We start from the raw sequence: 18,661 nt of genomic DNA, 5'->3' as shown, positions 1-18,661 counted from the left end.
AATGAATAATGAAAAAAGCGGATTGTGCCGGAGTCGCCAGGAAGGCGGCGGCGAATCGGCAAAGCCTTATGGCGTGCAACCAACACAAATCAATCTGGAGGAAGCGGGTAAAATGTCGCCTTTGGGCCCGTTGCGCGCCCCATCCGAGAGAGAAAGACCACCATGTTGCGACTGAACGAAATCAAGCTCCCCCTCAACCACGAAGAACCGGAGCTGGCCAAAGCCATTCTGGCCCGCCTGAAGATTTCACCGCAGCAGATGCTGGGCTTTACCGTCTATAAACGCAGCTATGACGCGCGCAAGAAGTCCAACATCTCGCTGATCTACTCGGTCGATGTGGAAACCACGGACGATGCCGGCATCCTGGCCAGGCGCGCCGACGACAAGCACCTGATGGTCTCGCCGGACATGGCTTACAAGTTCGTCGCGCATGGCGTCAACGCCGACGGCAAGCAGCCGCGCCCGGTGGTCATCGGCATGGGCCCATGCGGCCTGTTCGCCGCCCTGATCCTGGCCCAGATGGGCCTGAAGCCTATCGTCCTCGAACGCGGCAAGACCGTGCGCGAGCGCACCAAGGATACGTTTGGCTTCTGGCGCAAGCGCGTGTTGAACCCTGAATCGAACGTGCAGTTCGGCGAAGGCGGCGCGGGCACCTTTTCGGACGGCAAGCTGTACAGCCAGATCAGCGATCCCAAGCACTATGGCCGCAAGGTGCTGACCGAGTTCGTCAAATCCGGCGCGCCGGAAGAAATCATTTACGTCAGCAAGCCGCACATCGGCACCTTCCGCCTGGTGAAGATGGTGGAAAACATGCGCGAGGAAATCACCGCCCTGGGCGGTGAAATCCGCTTCGAGCAGCGCGTGACCGATTTCGACATCGGCGAGGAAAGCGGCGTGCGCCAGATGCGCGGCCTGCACCTGGCCAGCGGCGAATATCTCGCAACCAATCATGTGGTGCTGGCCATCGGCCACAGCTCGCGCGACACGTTCGAAACCCTGTACCAGCGCGGCGTCTACATCGAGGCCAAGCCGTTCTCGATCGGCTTCCGCGTCGAGCACCCGCAATCGCTGATCGACCAGTGCCGTTTCGGCCCGAATGCCGGCCATCCTATCCTGGGCGCGGCCGACTACAAGCTGGTGCATCACGCCAGCAATGGCCGCGCGGTATACAGCTTCTGCATGTGCCCGGGCGGCACCGTGGTGGCGGCCGCTTCGGAGCCGGGCCGCGTGGTCACCAACGGCATGTCGCAATACTCGCGCGCCGAGCGCAATGCCAACAGCGCCATCGTGGTGTCGATCAGCCCTGAGGAAGACTACCCTGGCCACCCGCTGGCCGGCATCGAACTGCAGCGCCGCCTGGAAGAGAAGGCCTATGTGCTGGGCGGCTCCAATTACAATGCGCCGGGCCAGTTGATGGGCGACTTCGTGGCCGGCCGCGCGTCGAGCGACGTTGGCGCCGTAGTCCCTTCCTTCAAGCCCGGCATCACCTGGACCGACCTGGCCACCATCTTGCCGGACTACGCCGTGGTCGCGCTGCGTGAAGCCTTCCCGGCCTTCGACAAGCAGGTCAAGGGCTACTTCAAGCACGATGCCGTGCTGACCGGCCTGGAAACCCGCACCTCCTCGCCGATCCGCATCAAGCGCAATAACGACGACCTGCAAAGCCTGAACACGCGCGGTTTGTTCCCGGCCGGCGAGGGCGCGGGCTATGCCGGCGGCATCCTCTCGGCCGGCGTGGATGGCATCAAGGTGGCGGAAGCGGTGGCGCTGTCTATGCAGGCGGCGGAGAAGTCCTGACTTCAAACGGCATCTGCAGGTGGAAGCGGCAGCCTTGCCCGGGCTTGCTGTGCACTTCCACCGCGCCGCCCATCTGCTGCATGATGGTGTAGACAATATGCATGCCGAGTCCTGAGCCGCCCTGCCCGCGCTTGGTCGTGAAGAAGGGCTCGTAAATCCTTTCCCTCACGCCGGGGGCCAGTCCCACGCCCTGGTCGATGAAGTCCATCTCCAGCCAGCCGTCGGCCGTGCTGGCGCGAACGGTCACCGTGCCGCCCTGCCCATCCGGGTAGGCGTGACGCGCGGCGTTCATCAGCAGGTTGGACAGCACTTGCGAGAACTTCCCGGGCGGCAGGCGTGGCCGCAGCAGATGGTCGATCTCCACCTCCACCTTGATGCCGGCCTTGCGCAATTCCGGGCTGTGCGCCGACACCACGCCCTGCACATAATCCTTCAGCGCCAGCGTGCTCACATGCTCGGTGCCCTGGTCCACTGCCAGTTGCTTGAAGTTGCCGATCAGGGCGGCGGCGCGGTGCAGGTTCTGCTCGATCAGCGCTGCCGCATCGTTCAAGCGCGCGGCCAGGTTGACCAGGTCGGAGCGGCTCACTTTCGGCGCTTCCAATGCCTGCACCAGTTGCGCCGTATAGCTGCTCATGGCCGATGCGGCGGTCAGCGCCACGCCCACCGGCGTGTTCACCTCATGCGCCACGCCGGCCACCAGCGCGCCCAGCGCCGCCAGCTTTTCCTGCTCCACCAGGCTGGCCTGCGCCGCGCGCAGGGCCTCGGTGCGGCGCGAGACCTTTTCCTCCAGCAGGTGCTCGCGATCCTGGTGCTGCAGCTCGGCCGCTGCGCGCGCGGTGAAGATCGACAGCAGCGACAGCGCCAGCAAGCGCCTGTTTTCATCTATCGGCTTGGTGTCGATGGCCGACAGGATGCCCAGGGTCTTGCCCTCGGTATCGACCATCGGCATGCCGACGTAGCTTTCCGCCTTCATGTCCACCAGCAGGGTGTCGAGCGGGTAATCCTGCTGGATGCCGCAGCCGTGGAAGCACATGGTCTGGTCGGTCACGTTGTGGCAAGGCGTGTGCTCCAGGCTGTATTCCATATTCGGCAGGAACTCTTCGCCGCCCCACACGGCCAGGGTGCGGATGCCTTCCTGTCCGTCCGGCATGTGGATCACGCGGCCCGCGATCACATAGGTCACGTCCAGCGCCGCCGCAAGGTCGCGCACCAGTACGCGGAAAAATTCCTCGCCGCGCGCACGCGCAGTGGAATCGGTAATCGAGCGCAACGCCGCTTCGGCCAGGGTGCGCGCGTCGTTGGCGTCGAATAGTTCCATCACGGGCTCCTAATGGGGTGGGTGGCGCCGGTACAGGTCTTGCAGGTCATCTTTATGCTGCAACAGCAGGCTGGCCAATGCCGGATCGAAGCGGCTGCCGCTGCCCTCGCGCACCTCATCCAGCGCATGCTGCAGCGTATGCGCCGGGCGATAGCTGCGCGGGCTCACCATGGCGTCGACGAAGTCGGCCAGCGCGGTGATGCGCGCTGCCAGGCTGATATCGGCACCCTGCAAGCCTTGCGGGTAGCCCGCGCCATCCCAGCGCTCATGGTGTTCGTGGGCGATGCGCGCTGCCAGTTGCAGGACCGGCTGGGTCGACGAGGACAGCATATGCCAGCCGATGTCGCTATGGCCCTGCATGCGCGTGCGCTGCGCCGCGTCGAGCGGGCCGGGCAAGTTGAGGATGTCGTCCGGGATGCCGGCATGGCCGATATCGTGCAGCGGGGCGGCCTGGCGCAGCTGGCGCACGGCGTCTTCCGGCATGTCGACCGCTGCGCCCAGCATGGCGGCGATCTCGCCCACGCGTTCCACATGGCCGCCGGACGCTGCCGAGCGGCTTTCCAGCGCCTCGCCAAGGATGTGGATGATGGCTTCCTGGGTCGCCTCCAGTTCCTCACGCGCCAGCAGCCGTTCGTAGGTGATGGCGACATTCGCCGAGAAAAGGCCAAGCAGTTCGCGCTCCTCCGTTTCCAGCGCTTCGCTGAAAGACATGTACAGCAGGCTCTCGTTGCCGTCGCGCGTGCGGTAGTAGCAAGCGTAGTACCGCGGCCCATAATGGTCGGCCTGCTCCGCCATGCAGCGCAGGAAGGCATCGCGCACCTGCGCCGGCAAATGGTCCAGCGTTTCCTCCAGGGCCAGGTCGGCGTAGGCCGTGGTCACCGCCAGCACCTGCAGGCGGCTTGGCTGGCGCGCCGCAGCGTAGGCATTCATGCGGCTGGCGCAGACGCCTTCCGCCTGCCGGCCCAGCAATGCCGAGGCCTGTTCCAGTACTGCGGAACAGAAATGGCGCAGGTTGTCCGAATCGCAGACATGGGTGATGGCGTCGATCGAGCGCCGCAAGCCAAGGCGGGCCCGCTCCAGCCGCATCAGGTCGCGATAGGCGCGCAGGCCGGAATAGAACACGGTGCTGAGCTTGGCGTGCGTCAGCTCGGTCTTTTCGCGGTAATCGTTGATGTCGTAGGTTTTCAACACCAGCGCCTGCGGCGCCTGGCCAGGCTGGCCCGTACGCAATACGATGCGCACGTTGCGGTCGCCCAGCTCTTCGCGGATATAGCGCACCAGCTCCAGGCCGGCGTGCTCGGACTCCATCACGACGTCGAGCAGGATCAGGGCAAACTGGCCGGGCCGGGCCAGGTGCGCGCGCGCTTCGCTGCCGGAATAGCAATGGGAGAAATGGACGCGGCGGCCGTCGAACTCGAAGTCCGACATCACCAGCTCGGTGACCTGGTGTACCGCTTGCTCGTCATCGACGACCAGGATCTCCCAGGGCGGGAGGGACGCGGCCGGGGCTGGCGTTTCATCATCGTCGAACAACATTGCGTCATCAACCATGCCCAGCCCCACCAGAGGTTGTTTATTGAAAATTATATACCGCTACAGCCAGCCCACCTTCTTAAAGCGTCGATACAATGCGCCGCAAACAACAGCCATCAAGGTCAGGGCCGCCGGGTAGCCGAAACGCCAGTCCAGCTCGGGCATGTGCTTGAAATTCATGCCCCACAGGCCGGCGAAGGCGGTCAAGACGGCGAAAATTGCAGCCCAGGCGGCCAGGCGCTTGTTGACCTCGCCTTCTTCCAGCGCCACCATCGACAGGTTGACCTGGATTGCGGTGCCGATGGTCTCGCGCATGGTATCGAGGGCAGAGTTGATGCGGAGCAAGTGATCGTGGACATCGCGGAAATATTCCTGCGTGTTCCGGCAGACCGCCGGCACGCGGCCGCCGTGCAACTTGCCAATGGCATCGAGCAAGGGGGCGACGGTGTGGCGCACCGTCATCACCTTGCGCTTGAGCTCATACAGCCGCTCGATATTGTCCTGCTGCGAACCGCGGATGAAGATGCGCTCTTCGATCTTTTCCAGTTCGACTTCCAGCGTGTCGATGATCGGGAAATAGCGGTCGACCACAGCGTCCATCAGCGCGTACAGCACGAAACCGGAGCCTTGCTGCAAGAGGTGCGGTTCCCGCTCGGCACGGGCGCGCACGCCAAGGAAGTCCTTGGTGGAATTGGAGCGATTGGACAGGACGTAGTTTGGGCCGACGAAGATATCGACTTCGCCGACATGCAGCTCGTCCTCGCGCAACTCGAGCATCTTGACCACGACGAACAGGGAGTCGCCGTATTCCTCGATCTTGGGGCGTTGCTGGCCCCGGCCGGCGTCTTCCACCGCCAGTTCGTGCAGGCCGAATTCTTCCTGCATCACTTCGAGTTCCGCGCGTGAAGCGTCGCGCAGGGCGACCCAGACGAAGGCGTCTTGACGCGCCACGTAATCGCTGATGTCCTCGACCGGGATATCAGCCAGCTTGCGCCCATCCTGGTAGGCGACGCAGTTAATCAGCATGCAGGCTCCTCAAATTTCCAAGCCCGCAGCATAACTGAAAACCGGTAAACCGGGGTCAGGCCCGCAGGGCCTGACCCCGCACGCGGCCGCCGCGGACCGGTGTCAGGCACTTGTGCCTGACACCGCCTTACCGGTTTCAGTCATCCTTGGCGCCGTCGATGCCCAGTTCGGCAATCTTGCGCGTGATGGTATTGCGCCCGATGCCAAGCCGGATCGCGGCGTCGTTCTTGCGCCCGTGCGTGTACTTCAGCGCGGTGCGGATCAGGGCCGATTCGAACTGGCGACCCAGCACGTCCATCACGTCCTGCTGGCCGCTGCTCAGCATGCCGGCCGCCTGCAGTTCCAGCAGGCTAAGCCAGCCTTCCGGCGATGCAGCCAATGGCGGTGGCGCCAAGGGCTGCACTGTGCCGTGGTGCTGCGGCATCGCGGTTTCGGCCGCGGCCGGCACGGCGGCATGCATGGCGCTCTCCTGCCCTTGCGTCAGTTCCAGCGGCAGGTCTTTCACTTCCACCGTCTGGCCCGGCGCCATGACGGTGATCCAGTTGCACAGGTTCTCCAGCTGGCGCACATTGCCCGGCAACTCAAGCTGCTGCAAGAACGCCAGCGTCGAATCGCTCATGCGCTTGGCTTCCACGCCCAGTTGGCGCGCACTCTGCACCAGGAAGTGGCGCACCAGGATAGGGATATCCTCGCGCCGCTCCCTCAAACTGGGCAAGCGCAGGCGGATCACGTTCAGGCGGTGATACAAGTCTTCACGGAACAAGCCATCGCGCACGCGCTGCTCGAGGTTCTGGTGCGTGGCCGTGATCACGCGCACATTGGCCTTCAGCGGCGAATGGCCGCCGACGCGGTAGAAGTGCCCGTCCGACAGCACGCGCAGCAGGCGCGTTTGCAGGTCGAACGGCATGTCGCCGATTTCATCCATGAACAGCGTGCCGCCTTCGGCCTGCTCGAAACGGCCGCGGCGCGTGGTCTGCGCTCCGGTGAAGGCGCCGCGCTCGTGACCGAACAATTCGGATTCCAGCAGGTCCTTCGGAATCGCCGCCGTATTGATGGCGATGAAGGGCTGCTCGGCGCGCGGGCTGTGCTTGTGCAATGCGCGCGCCACCAGCTCCTTGCCGGTGCCGGATTCGCCGGTGATCAGCACCGTCACATTCGATTGCGACAGGCGGCCGATGGCGCGGAAGACTTCCTGCATGGCCGGCGCCTGGCCCAGGATTTCCGGCGTATCGGCCGGCCCGGATTCGATGCTCGACTCGCGCAGGCTTTCGTCCAGCGCGCGGCGGATCAGCTCCACCGCCTTGTCGATATCGAAGGGCTTGGCCAGGTATTCAAAGGCGCCGCCCTGGAAGGCCGCCACGGCGGAATCCAGGTCGGAGAAGGCGGTAATGATGATCACCGGCAGGCCGGGATGGCGCTGCTTCACCAGTTGCAGCAAGTCGAGGCCGGAGTCGCCCGGCATGCGGATGTCCGACACCAGCACCTGCGGCGTCTCATGTTCCAGCGCGGCGACCGCATCGCGCGCATTGGCAAAGCTGCGCGTTGCGAGGTTCTCCCGCGCCAGGGCTTTCTCCAGCACCCAGCGGATCGATTCGTCGTCGTCAACTATCCAGATTGGTTTCATGTATTCCGATCAAGGCAAAGGCAATAAGATTCTGAAGTCCGTTTGACCAGGCCTGCTTTCGCATTCGATAACACCCATGTGCTGTTGCACGAAGGTTTGCGCCAGCGTCAGTCCCAGGCCGCTGCCGCCATCCCTGCCCGACACCAGCGGGTAGAAAATGCGGTCGCGGATCTGGGGCGAGATGCCCGGTCCGTTATCGATGATATGCAAATCTAATGCCAGCTGATAACGCACCTTCGCCAGCGTCATCTGGCGCGCCACACGGGTGCGGAAAATGATCTCGGCATCGCCCTGCTCGATGCGCGCCGCCAGCGCTTGCGCGGCATTGTGGGCGATGTTCAGGACCGTCTGGATCAACTGCTCCTTGTCGCCGCGGAATTCGGGCAAGGAAGCGTCGTAGTCGCGGCGGATGGTGAGCCCGACCGGGAATTCAGCCAGGATCAGGCTGCGCACCCGCTCCAGCACTTCGTGGATATTGACGTCGCCCACGATGTGCGGCCGGCGGTGCGGCGCCAGCAGGCGGTCCACCAGCGTTTGCAGGCGGTCCGCTTCCTTGATGATGACCTGGGTGTATTCGCGCAGCTGCGTCAGGTGCAGCGGCGGCAGTTCCATTTCCAGCAGTTGGGCAGCGCCGCGGATGCCGCCCAGCGGGTTCTTGATTTCGTGCGCCAGGTTGCGGATCAGCTCCTTGTTGACCTGGCTCTGGTCCATCAGGCGTTCTTCGCGGTCCTGCTTCATCTGCTGCACGATCTCGCGCAGCTCGATCATCACGGCGCCATCCGGCTCGTCCAGCGCGCTGGCGATGATGTGCACGTGCAGCGCTTCACGCCCGCTGCGTTCCAGCACCAGCTCTTGCCGTACGTCGGAGAATTTGTGCTCGCGCGCCTGCGCGATGATGTTCTCAAGCTCCAGCGGCGCTGCAAACAGGCCGCCCAGCGGCTGGCGCGCCAGGGCTTTCAGCGACGATTCCAGCAGGTTTTCGCCAGCCGCGTTGAGGTACAGGATATGGCCGCCGCCATCGACGATGACAACGGCCGATGCCAGCAGGTCCAGCCCTGCCAGTTCAGCGGGCCGGATGCTGGCAGGGCTGTCTGGGGTCATTTTATATTGGCAAGCTCGCGCTTCAGCGCTTCCACGTTCGATTCCGCACGCGCGATGCTGTCCTTCAGGCCAGTTACGCGCTCCTGGTACTTGGCGGCGTTGCGCTCGTCGGCCCGGCGTTCAGGTTCGCCGTTGTTGAATTCCTTGCGCAAATCCGCCAGCTTACGGTTTTCGGTGTTGAGCTCATCGGTCAGGATGGCGCGGCGGTCGGCATCGCGGGCTTTCTGTTCCGAGCTTTCCACGCGTGGGAAGTTGGCTGGCGCTACGGCAGGTGCGGACGGCGTCGAGCCGCGGCGCGCGCCGCCCGGCGCGGGAATGGTGGCGCCCGGCAGGTCCAGCGTCTTGCAGTTCTTCCCCTTGCGGGTATCGGTCAGTTCCTTGCGGCCATCGGCATCCACGCAGAGAAAAATTTGCTGCGCCTGCGCTGCGCCACTCACGGCCAGCAACGCCAGCCCATGTAATACGAGAGTGCGAGTGTTCATGCCCCGACTATACAACATCCGAAAAAAAACGCGAGGAAAGCAAGCTGCTGGCCTCGCGCTTTTGTTGACTGCCGGTTAATTCCGGCAATCGTCCCCTGATTACAGGGAGTAGTACATGTCGAACTCGACCGGGTGAGTGGTCTGGCGCATGCGGGTCACTTCGGTCATCTTCAGTTCGATGTAGGCATCGATCATCGAATCGGTGAACACGCCGCCGCGGGTCAGGAACTCACGGTCCTTGTTCAGGTGATCCAGGGCTTCTTCCAGGGATGCGCAGACGGTTGGGATCAGTGCATCTTCTTCCGGTGGCAGGTGGTACAGGTCTTTGGACGCTGCTTCGCCTGGGTGGATCTTGTTTTGCACGCCGTCCAGGCCGGCCATCATCAGTGCAGCGAAGCACAGGTATGGGTTGGCCAGCGGGTCCGGGAAGCGGGTTTCGATGCGGCGGCCTTTTGGATTGGCCACGTGTGGAATACGGATCGAAGCCGAACGGTTGCGTGCGGAGTAAGCCAGTTTCACTGGAGCTTCGTAGCCTGGCACCAGGCGCTTGTACGAGTTGGTGCCTGGGTTGGTGATCGCGTTCAGTGCCTTGGCGTGCTTGATGATGCCGCCGATGTAGTACAGCGCGAAGTCGGACAGGCCGGCATAGCCGTCGCCGGCGAACAGGTTCTTGCCGTCTTTCCAGATCGACTGGTGCACGTGCATGCCGGAGCCGTTGTCGCCAACCACTGGCTTAGGCATGAAGGTAGCGGTCTTGCCATAGGAGTGGGCAACGTTCCACACCACGTATTTCAGGTTCTGGGTCCAGTCGGCGCGCTCGACCAGGGTCGAGAACTTGGTGCCGATTTCGTTTTGGCCGGCGCCAGCCACTTCGTGGTGGTGCACTTCGACCGGGATGCCCATCGATTCCAGGATCAGGCACATTTCGGAGCGCATGTCCTGGAAGGAGTCGACTGGAGGCACTGGGAAGTAGCCGCCCTTCACGGTTGGACGGTGGCCGGAGTTGCCGCCGTCGATGTCCTTGTCGGTCGACCACGAAGCTTCGTCGGAGTCGATCTTGACCATGGCGCCGGACATGTCGATCTTCCACTTCACGGAGTCGAAGATGAAGAATTCTGGCTCTGGGCCGAAGTAGGCGGTGTCGCCCAGGCCGGAGGATTTCAGGTAGGCTTCAGCGCGCTTGGCGATGGAGCGCGGGTCGCGGTCGTAACCTTTGCCGTCCGACGGTTCGATCACGTCGCACTGCATGAACAGGGTGGTTTCTTCGAAGAATGGGTCGATGTTGGCGGTCGCAGGATCCGGCAGCAGGATCATGTCGGAAGCTTCAATGCCTTTCCAGCCGGCGATGGAAGAACCGTCGAAAGCGTGGCCCGATTCAAATTTGTCGATGTCGAAATGGGACACAGGCACGGTTACGTGCTGTTCCTTGCCACGGGTATCGGCGAAACGGAAGTCCACGAACTTGACTTCGTGCTCTTGTACCATCTTCAGAACGTCTGCGGCGGTCAGTGCCATTACATATCTCCTAAGTGAAAAAACTGCCGCGACCACTTGGGTGCGGCGAACGCTGGTGGTACATTAAGCAGATATCATGCCAGCCAATTCCATGCTACCAACACGCAAAAGGCGCACCATGCGGGTGCATCTGCCGATTATCGCACCACCGTGGTGCATATTTGCACCAATTGAAGCAAATGCATCGTTGTGGTGCAGTCATCATAAAGGAAAAACCATGAGTTCCACCGCCGAAATCCTCGACCGTGCACGCAAACGCGACACTTCCCTGCCCTATGCCGGTGCGGTGACCCCGCATGAGGCATACGAGCTGCTGAAATGCGATCCGCATGTGCGCCTGGTCGATGTGCGGACCAATGCCGAGCGCGATTGGGTGGGGCGCGTGGCGATTCCGGCCGAGCAGCATCATGCGGCGCAGTGGAACGTCTATCCGGGCGGGACGCCCAATCCTGACTTCCTGGGCCAGTTGGCGGCGGCGGTGCCTGGCAAGGACACAGTGATTGTGTTCCTGTGCCGTTCTGGCGTGCGTTCGCGCCATGCGGCCAAGGCGGCGACCGAGGCCGGCTACACCCAGTGCTACGACATCCTGGAAGGCTTCGAAGGCGACAAGGATGCCGAAGGCCACCGCAAGAACGTGGGCGGCTGGTGCAAGGCAGGCCTGCCCTGGGCGGGCGCGTAAGAATTAAATGGGCATCGGGATAGTTCAATATCGCCGATGCCCATCATCTCTCCGGTGTAACTGCCGCCTATCCGATCCGCGGCTTCTGGGTTAAAGCGCGTAGTTCAAACGTGCATAGACAAAGCGCCCCGAGCGGCCAAACGGCGAGTAATTGGAATATGGCGCATTGCCGGTGCCATTCAACAACGCTGGATACGGATCCGGATACTGGTCGAACAGGTTCTCCGCACCCAGCGCTGCAGTCAGGCGCTGCGTGATCTTGTAGCGCCCTTCCACGTCAACCAAAGTCTTCGGCGTCATCCAGTGATCGCGTGCCGGATTCGCATCCGGTTGCAACACCTTGCCGTAGCGCGTGGCGCGGAAGGTGCCACTCCAGTTGCCCAGCGTATGGTTCACGCTGGCCGTGAACTTGGTCTGCGGCGTGCCATGTTCAAAGGTCAGCACGTTCACGCGGTCGAACAGCGGGGGCGCAGGATTCAGCGCGGCCAATTGCGCAGTCACCGGCACCTTGGTCACTTCGGTCTTGGTGTAATTGCCCGCCAGAGTGAAGTCGAACTTGCCCACGTTGCCTGCATTCCATGGATAGTTGGCCACCACGTCCACGCCGCGCGTCGTCGTGTTCACGCCGTTGATGAAGAAGCGCCCGCCGCCGATGCCGATGAAGCCCAGCGATGTCAGGTAGTTCCGCACATTGTCCTGCAGCAGGTTCTCAGACAACACGATGCGGTCACGGATCTTGATCTGGAACGCATCCACCGTCAGGCTGGCCTTGCCCATCTTGCCGACCGCGCCCAGCGAGAAGTTGGTCGACTTTTCGGCATCGAGCGGCTTGGCGCCCAGCGCCACTGCAGCCGGATCACTAGGCTTGAAGGTGGTGATGTCGTATGGCACGCCGCCAACGAAGTTGGTCGCCGTGGAGGTAAAGAACTGCTGCTGCGGCGACGGTGCGCGGAAACCATTTTGCGCCGAACCGCGCAGCGCAAACGATGGCGAGAAGTTGTAGCGGGCCGCCAGCTTGCCCGACCAGTTGTTGCCGAAGTCCGTGTAATGCTCGCCGCGCACTGCGGCCGATGCCAACAGGTTCTGCGTCAGGTTCGCTTCCACGTCGACATATACCGAGTAGGCCTTGCGGTTGGCATCCGATTCATCACTCGGACGGAAGCCTGGGAAGACCTGCGAACCGGAAGCCGTAGGCCGTGGCGTTTGCGCCGCCGGCGGCGGCAGCGGCGGCAGCGTCACTCCACCGTTACGCCAGGAGTCAGGCTCGCCAGCATGCAGTGCGTAGCCTTCGCGACGCGCTTCCGCGCCAACGGCCACGTTGAGCGGCGACGACAGGCCTACTTCGTACTGCCGCACGCCAGACAGGTTCAAGGTGAGCTGGTCGTATTTGAAACCGCCTGCATCGAAGACAGTCTTGGAGGACGGGCCAAGGGAACGGTTCAGCGTGTTCTCGATGGTGAAGTCCATCCGGTTGTCGCCGTAAGTCACGGATGCATCCATGTCCCACTCGCCGGCGGTCCAGGTGGCGCCGAAGGCGGCACTGAAGTCCGATACTGCCGGCGCGATGATCGGCAGGAAGCCATTTGGATAAATCTCGATCGTATTGTTGTCCTGCTGGGCGCGGCGGAAGAAGCCGCCCGAACGCGCATCGCGGTCCTGGTAGCTGGTCCAGCCATACAGCTTGACGCCGCCTGCCAGGTTGTAGCCGGCGTTGGCGAAGAAGGTACTCTGCGTCAGCTCAGGCTCGCCGTACCAGGCGTTGAAGCGGTTGAAGTTCGCTTCGCGCGGATCGAAGGCGCCGTTTACCAGCGGATATTGCTGGCGTACGTCCCAGCCGGAACGCTCGGTATGATCCTGCCGCTTGCGCTCCAGCGCGAGAGTCAGGAAGCCGCTTTCGCCCAGCTCCATGCCTTTCCACAGGCTGAGATTGAGCGTATTGCCGTCCTTGCGCTTGCGCGAATCTTCAACGCCCCAGGTGGCGCCGGCCGGCGGCGTGCCTGGATTGAAGTTGTACTCGGTATCGCGACGGCCATAACTCACGCTGGCTTCGCCGCCGGTGCGATCGGTGCGCAGGCGCACGTTGATCACGCCGGCAATCGCGTCAGAGCCGTATTGTGCGGACGCGCCATCGCGCAGCACTTCAATGGTCTTCACAATACCGGCCGGGATGGTATTCATGTCCACCGCTGCCGAACCGCGGCCGATAGTGCCATTCAGGTTCACCAGCGATGAAGTGTGGCGGCGCTTGGAGTTGACCAGCACCAGGGTCTGGTCGGGCGCCAGGCCGCGCAGGGTGGCCGGGCGGATGGTGTCGGTACCGTCGGCCAGGCCCGGACGCGGAAAATTCAGTGAAGGCAGCGCCACGGACAGCGCTTGCGTCACTTCCGGCACGCCGGCATTCTTGATGCTGTCGGCGCTGATGACGTCCACCGGTGCGGTGGTGTCGAGCACAGTGCGGTTGGAGACCCGGGTACCGGTCACCACCACCGTAGCGGTTTCGCCGGCAGGCGCTTCCTGCGCCCATGCGGCATTGGTGAAAAGTGATGCAACTGCGATTGCCAGAACCTGTTTTTTTGGTGCCATAGCTACCCCTTGTTGTTAAACCAGTTTCACTCCCCGGCTTATCTTTGAGGTAACTGTAAGCAACTGTCAATTAAGGGTCTCGCGGATACAACACTTTCAAGGTGTTTTACGTGTTTGTACGTAGCTTCTGCCGCACGAACTCGATGTGGTTGCGCAAGCCGTAGAACTCATCGGCAAAGGATAGCGGCACGGTGAGACGGTTGACCCGTTCTTCGATCTGGTCCAGGCGGTGCAGCAGCTCATCGCGCGGCTTGCCCTCATCGACACCTTGCTCCACCGAGCGCAGTTGTCCATACCAGCGGTAGACGCGCGAGCGGATGCGCCAGACGTAGATCGGCGGCACGACTTTCGACAGCGGCAGGATCAGGGCGCCGGCGGCCAGCACCACCACCCACAGGCGATCGAACAGGTTGGCCAGCCAGAAGGTCATGTAGCGCTGCAGGAACGGCGGGCCATCCTTGTAGAACTTGGCCGCTTCCCGCGCGACCGGGATCTCGGTATAGCGCGGTGAAGGGAACTGGCCCTGCTGCTGGAACCAGCCCGCCCCGCTATGGATGCCGCTGGCGGCCTGTACGAACAAGTCGATCAAGGCCGGGTGCAAGTCTTCGCGCGCCACCAGGGTGGCGGTTGGTGCGATCAGGTGGTAGTCGCGAGCCGGCAGGTCGCGGCCCAGGTCGACGATGCCGCGCGGCAGGGTGACATGGGTCAGGAACGGCAGCCGGCGCGCATAGGCTTCGGCCTGGGTGAAGTTGAACAGCTTGATCCCGGGCGTCATCAACAGCATCTGGATCAGCGGGTCGTCCGGCGCCGCTGCGAATACCAGGGCATCGATGCGCCCTTCCAGCAGTTCCACCGTGGCGGGCGTGTTTTCCAGGTCGCTGGCGATGATGTCGCCGTTGTGGACGCCGTTAATCTGCAGTACCTGGCGGAACAGGCGCGGCACGCCGCTGCCTTCGGGGCCGAGGTTGACCTTCAGTCCTTTGAGGCGGGTCAGGCTGTTGACGGCTTTCTTCTCGCGCATGAAGAGCCACACAGGTTCGGTGAACAGGCTGCCCAGCGAGACCAGGCCGGTGCGTTCGGCTTCGGCTTCGTTGGTGGAGCCGCTTTGCACGAAGGCGATGTCGGTTTCGCCTTTGTTCAGGCGCTGCAGGTTTTCCTGCGACCCCTGGCTTTGCTGCAGGACGACCTTGATGCCGTGCTTGGCCATCGCTTGCGCGTAGCGCTTGCCGATGTTTTCGTAGGCACTGTTTTCCTGACCGGTGGAGAGCTTGACCACGCGCGGAGGGGTGGGGTCGATGATCCAGTAGGCCAGTGCGCAGGCGCCAGCGATCAGCAGGATGGTGGGGGCGAACGAGACCAGCAGGTCGCGCAGGCTGATGCGGGTGAACTTGGTGATGAGTTTCATTCGCGCATTTTAAACCGGTAACCCGGTGTCTGACCCGCAGGGTCAGACACCGTCAGTGCGGCGGCCGCTGACGGGGTTTGAGGCTTTTGACTTTCGACGAAGATCAACGGCGCACAACCCAAGCCCTCGGCCTGGAGACCCAGGTTTACCGGTTTAGCGCGCGCCGCAGGCGCGCAGCGGCGCGGCGGGAGCTGCAGCGGAAGTCGCCGCCACCAAAGCCGCCGTGGCCACCGGCTGCACGCCGCCCGGCGCGCCAGCCGCCATCGCTGTGACCACCGGCGCAGCCTTCTGCGCATTCGGCTCGATCAGCGGCATCAGCGAAGGCGCCAGCACCGTCAGCAGCTGCACCGGTAGCGCCGAGGTGAAGTCATAATTCTTCGACTCCGGCCCATGCACATAAGCCGTCATCGAGCCGAAGAAGCGCTCCCCGATATTGAACACGAAAGTGGCCGAGCGGTTCACGTAACGCGACTCGATCAGGCGCCCGCCCGCCGCGTACACGTCAAAGCGCTGGTCGCCGGTACCGGTCTTGCCGCCCACAGGAATGATCTGCCCGTCCGACCCGACGAAAGCGGACTTCACGCGCCGCGCCGTACCATCCGACACCACTTCACGGATCGCGTCGGCCACGGCACGCGCCACTTCCGGCGTCAGCACCTGCTCATTGCTGCTCGACTTGTTGCGCGCCACCGTGGTCTCGTAGGGCGTGCCTTCCGCAAAGTGCAGCGACTCGATGCGCTGCGTTGTCTTGCGCACGCCGCCGTTGACGATGATCCCCATCATCTCGGCCAGCGCTGCCGGACGATCGGCCGACGCGCCCAGCGTGGTCGCATACGATGGCACCAGCGAATCGAACGGATAGCCCATCTTCTTCCACTGGCGGTGGATGCCCATGAAGGCCTCCATCTCCAGCAGGCCGGCGATGCGCTTGTCCTGCGCGTACTTGTGATGGGTCTTGAACAGCCACTGGTAAACCTCCTGGCGCTCCTTCTCGCTGGCGGCCACCACGTCGGACAACGAAGCCCCTTCGTTCTGGTGCAGGTAAGCCACCAGCCACAATTCCAGCGGGTGCACGGCAGCCAGGTAACCGCGGTCGGCCAGGTTCCATTTGTCCATCGCGTATTGCTCGTACATCTTCGCCAGCCGCTCTTCCGGCACATCGTTCTGCACCTTCAGGTTTTCGTTCACGAACTTGTCGAACTCCGCCAGCGTCGCGTTTGGATATACGGTGCGGTGGATATTCGCCAGGCGCACCGGCGTCGGGCGGATCGTATCGAGCAGGATGGCATCGAGCTCCGACGTCTTCTTGCCCTTGTACTTGGCGTAGAAGCGATACAGGAATTCCTTGCCTTCCTTGTCGGCGAAGCGCGCCAGATAGGCCGCGCGGCGCGGATCGTCGGAATCGGTCAGCAGCGTCTGCGAGGAGCCCGGCATCTGGAAGGAGTAATACTTGACCACGTCGCGCATCAGGCGCACGAACACCAGGTTGGTGGAGCGGCGCAGCGCTTCGCGCACGGTCATGATTTTGAAGTCGTCGTCCTTGCTGAAGTTGCCGAAGTAATGCAGGCCGCCGCCGGTGAAGAAGCCCTCGCCAGGATTGGCCGAATACTTGCGCTCCAGCGCCGCCTGCAGCATGTCAGGCAGGTTGCGCTTGTCCTTCGGCGTCATGGTCAGGTACTCGATGCCCCAGGTGGTCAGGCGGTCGCGCTGGTCGACGCTGACCTTCTTCAGTTCAGCCACCTCCATCTGGCCATACTTCTTGTACAGCTGGTCAACGATGTCCATGTAGGTGACAAGGGTGCGCAGCTTGGCGGTGGAGCCCAGGTCCAGCTTGGCGCCTTCGTTGATGTCCAGCGGCTGGTCGTAGTTATCGGTCTGCACGCGCAGGTAGTTGGCGTGCTCGCCGCGCTCCAGCAGCGTGAAGCTGTACACCACGTTGGCCGGGTCGCCATTGCCCAGCATGCCCTTGCCGGTCAGGCCGGCCTGCACGGCGGTCTCCGGCTCGCGCAACTGGCGCAGCATGGCGGTGACGGTTTTCTGGGTTTCCGCGTCGAGCGTGGTGTTCACCGACAGGTCGAGGCGGTCCAGGTTGTACATGCGGTTGTCGCCCAACAGGTTGGCCAGGTGCACGCGCACGGCGTTCGAGGCCTTCTTGGTGACATAGGTCATCGGCGGCGCAGCCTGCACGCCGTTGCCCTTGGCCGGGTGCAGCTTTTCCTTCAGCGCGGCGTCGCGCAGCTGCGGCGTGATGATGCCGGCGCTGGCCAGCAGGCGCAGGTGGCTGTTGGCCAGCGTCTCCAGGTCTTCATCGCCCTCGCCCAGGTAGTAGCTCGGGCGGCGCTGCGCGATCAGCAGCGACAGCGCTTCCTTGAAAGCCAGCGGGCTGCCCGGCTGGTCCATCTTGCCGCCCAGCAGGCGCCCCACTTCGTCGAACTCGCGGCCGTACCAGACCCACATGCCGTCGCCCACGCCGTTCACTTCACCGTAGCCCGGCTTGGCCGAAAGCGGCACGGTATTCAGGTAGTCGACCACGATCTGGCGCCGCACCTTGGTAGTGTCTTCGCCCTGCTGATAGGCACGCAGCGAGGCCGAAATCATCTGCTGCAGCTTGTCCTTCATCGAGCCCGTGCGGCCCTCCGGCGAATGGCGATACTTCTCGATCTGGGTAGCCAGAGTGGAGCCGCCCGCCGCGCGGTGGCCGCCGGCGCCCACGGCGCTCGCGGTTTTTTCAAGGATGGCCTTGGACAGGCGATCCCATTCGACGGCCGGGTTGCGTTTCGGGTATTTGTTGTCCAGCAGCTCGCGGTTCTCGATGAACAGCAGGCTTTGCACCAGCGCGTTCGGCGCCTGCTCGAAGCTTCCGTAAATGCGCTCCGGATAGCTGGCAGTGAATAGAGGCTGTTCGCGGCAGTCGAAGATTGACAGGCCGGTGCGGGTCTTTTCGCGATAGGTCGGGAACACGCCCATGTCGGTCAATTCCACCATCTTCGGCGAGAAGCGCGCTTGCGACATGACTTCGTAATCGCGCGCTTTCAGCTTGTCCAGGTAATCCGGCAGGTTGGCGTAGCCAAGCCGTTCGTCGTAAGGGCTGTCGTGCGGAAAGCGGATCGACTTGCTCGGTCCCGGCTCCACCTTGTAGGTCAGCTTGCCGACCAGGTCGGTGAACACCTTGGCCTGCATCGTCGAGGTGCGGGTCTCGTGATAGCCCCAGAATCCGCCCACGGTCAGCAGCACCAGGATCAGCACAATCAGCGCATTGCGCAAGCGCGAACCCTTCTTCGGTTCAGATGGAGGTGGCAGTGCTGGCTCGGTTGGCGGGCTTGGTTCGAAGGAGCTTGATTCGTGATCTTGTTGGGAAGGCATAGGTACCGAGCGCAAACGCCGCCTGTTGCCGCCATATCCAATTGCTGCCGCGCCGGCGCGCATTTTGCGCACCGCTCGAACGACAACTCGGGGCCGGCGAAAACGACGATTGCTTAACATAGTGTTCAAACCGGACAGTACACGCAGAGTATTTCTGCTTGATTACCATTGCACCACATCGGCGCGCACTGCACGGGGCAACTCGCAAAATATTTAAACTTCGCGGTTCAGTTTC

At 63.0% G+C, this 18,661-nt stretch carries 12 protein-coding genes; 2 read left to right on the top strand and 10 right to left on the bottom strand.

Annotation, left to right across the window (positions count from 1 at the left end; translation table 11 throughout):
- Positions 1 to 162: 162 nt before the first annotated feature.
- Positions 163 to 1,797: an NAD(P)/FAD-dependent oxidoreductase gene (locus ACN9M3_RS08405; RefSeq protein WP_426321744.1), complete on the top strand. Its 1,635-nt coding sequence runs from the start codon at positions 163 to 165 to the stop codon at positions 1,795 to 1,797.
- Here ACN9M3_RS08405 and ACN9M3_RS08400 read toward each other — a convergent pair.
- From ACN9M3_RS08400 to glnA, 7 genes are all read right to left on the bottom strand, one after another.
- On the bottom strand, positions 1,772 to 3,115 hold the full coding sequence (locus ACN9M3_RS08400; RefSeq protein WP_426321742.1) for a sensor histidine kinase: 1,344 nt from the start codon (positions 3,113 to 3,115) through the stop codon (positions 1,772 to 1,774). The genes ACN9M3_RS08405 and ACN9M3_RS08400 overlap by 26 nt on opposite strands.
- A gap of 9 nt (positions 3,116 to 3,124) precedes the next feature.
- Positions 3,125 to 4,666 carry an HD domain-containing phosphohydrolase gene (locus ACN9M3_RS08395; protein ID WP_426321740.1) on the bottom strand — a complete coding sequence of 514 codons (1,542 nt, stop codon included), beginning with the start codon at positions 4,664 to 4,666 and terminating at the stop codon, positions 3,125 to 3,127.
- Between the two features lie 42 nt (positions 4,667 to 4,708).
- Positions 4,709 to 5,674 (bottom strand): magnesium/cobalt transporter CorA, encoded by a 966-nt coding sequence (gene corA, locus ACN9M3_RS08390; RefSeq protein WP_426169749.1) that lies wholly within the window; start codon positions 5,672 to 5,674, stop codon positions 4,709 to 4,711.
- Between the two features lie 136 nt (positions 5,675 to 5,810).
- Positions 5,811 to 7,298: a nitrogen regulation protein NR(I) gene (gene ntrC, locus ACN9M3_RS08385; RefSeq protein WP_426169747.1), complete on the bottom strand. Its 1,488-nt coding sequence runs from the start codon at positions 7,296 to 7,298 to the stop codon at positions 5,811 to 5,813.
- A gap of 9 nt (positions 7,299 to 7,307) precedes the next feature.
- Positions 7,308 to 8,399 carry a nitrogen regulation protein NR(II) gene (glnL, locus tag ACN9M3_RS08380; RefSeq protein WP_426321738.1) on the bottom strand — a complete coding sequence of 364 codons (1,092 nt, stop codon included), beginning with the start codon at positions 8,397 to 8,399 and terminating at the stop codon, positions 7,308 to 7,310.
- Positions 8,396 to 8,881, bottom strand: coding sequence for a DUF4124 domain-containing protein (locus tag ACN9M3_RS08375; RefSeq protein ID WP_426321736.1), 486 nt, complete (start codon positions 8,879 to 8,881; stop codon positions 8,396 to 8,398). The genes glnL and ACN9M3_RS08375 overlap by 4 nt, the downstream gene beginning before the upstream one ends.
- A 99-nt stretch (positions 8,882 to 8,980) precedes the next feature.
- A complete protein-coding gene (gene glnA, locus ACN9M3_RS08370) occupies positions 8,981 to 10,396 on the bottom strand; it encodes a type I glutamate--ammonia ligase (RefSeq protein WP_090437322.1) in 1,416 nt (471 codons plus the stop codon).
- Positions 10,397 to 10,613: 217 nt separating this feature from the next.
- On the opposite strand from glnA, the gene ACN9M3_RS08365 reads away from it, so the two are divergent.
- Positions 10,614 to 11,075, top strand: coding sequence for a rhodanese-like domain-containing protein (locus ACN9M3_RS08365; protein WP_426169737.1), 462 nt, complete (start codon positions 10,614 to 10,616; stop codon positions 11,073 to 11,075).
- Between the two features lie 90 nt (positions 11,076 to 11,165).
- Here ACN9M3_RS08365 and ACN9M3_RS08360 read toward each other — a convergent pair whose 3' ends face one another.
- The 3 genes from ACN9M3_RS08360 to ACN9M3_RS08350 all read right to left on the bottom strand — a co-directional run bounded on the left by ACN9M3_RS08360 (position 11,166) and on the right by ACN9M3_RS08350 (position 18,426).
- Entirely contained in the window at positions 11,166 to 13,658 is a 2,493-nt protein-coding gene (locus ACN9M3_RS08360; RefSeq protein ID WP_426169735.1) for a TonB-dependent receptor plug domain-containing protein, read from the bottom strand.
- Between the two features lie 106 nt (positions 13,659 to 13,764).
- Positions 13,765 to 15,063: a TAXI family TRAP transporter solute-binding subunit gene (locus tag ACN9M3_RS08355; RefSeq protein WP_426169732.1), complete on the bottom strand. Its 1,299-nt coding sequence runs from the start codon at positions 15,061 to 15,063 to the stop codon at positions 13,765 to 13,767.
- A 153-nt stretch (positions 15,064 to 15,216) separates the two neighbouring features.
- Positions 15,217 to 18,426: a transglycosylase domain-containing protein gene (locus ACN9M3_RS08350; protein ID WP_426321732.1), complete on the bottom strand. Its 3,210-nt coding sequence runs from the start codon at positions 18,424 to 18,426 to the stop codon at positions 15,217 to 15,219.
- Between the last annotated feature and the right edge of the window lie 235 nt (positions 18,427 to 18,661).

It is taken from the genome of Pseudoduganella sp. R-43, from assembly GCF_049913255.1.
Taxonomy (GTDB): Bacteria; Pseudomonadota; Gammaproteobacteria; order Burkholderiales; family Burkholderiaceae_D; genus Rugamonas.
This window is presented reverse-complemented; position numbering and strand designations above follow the sequence as displayed.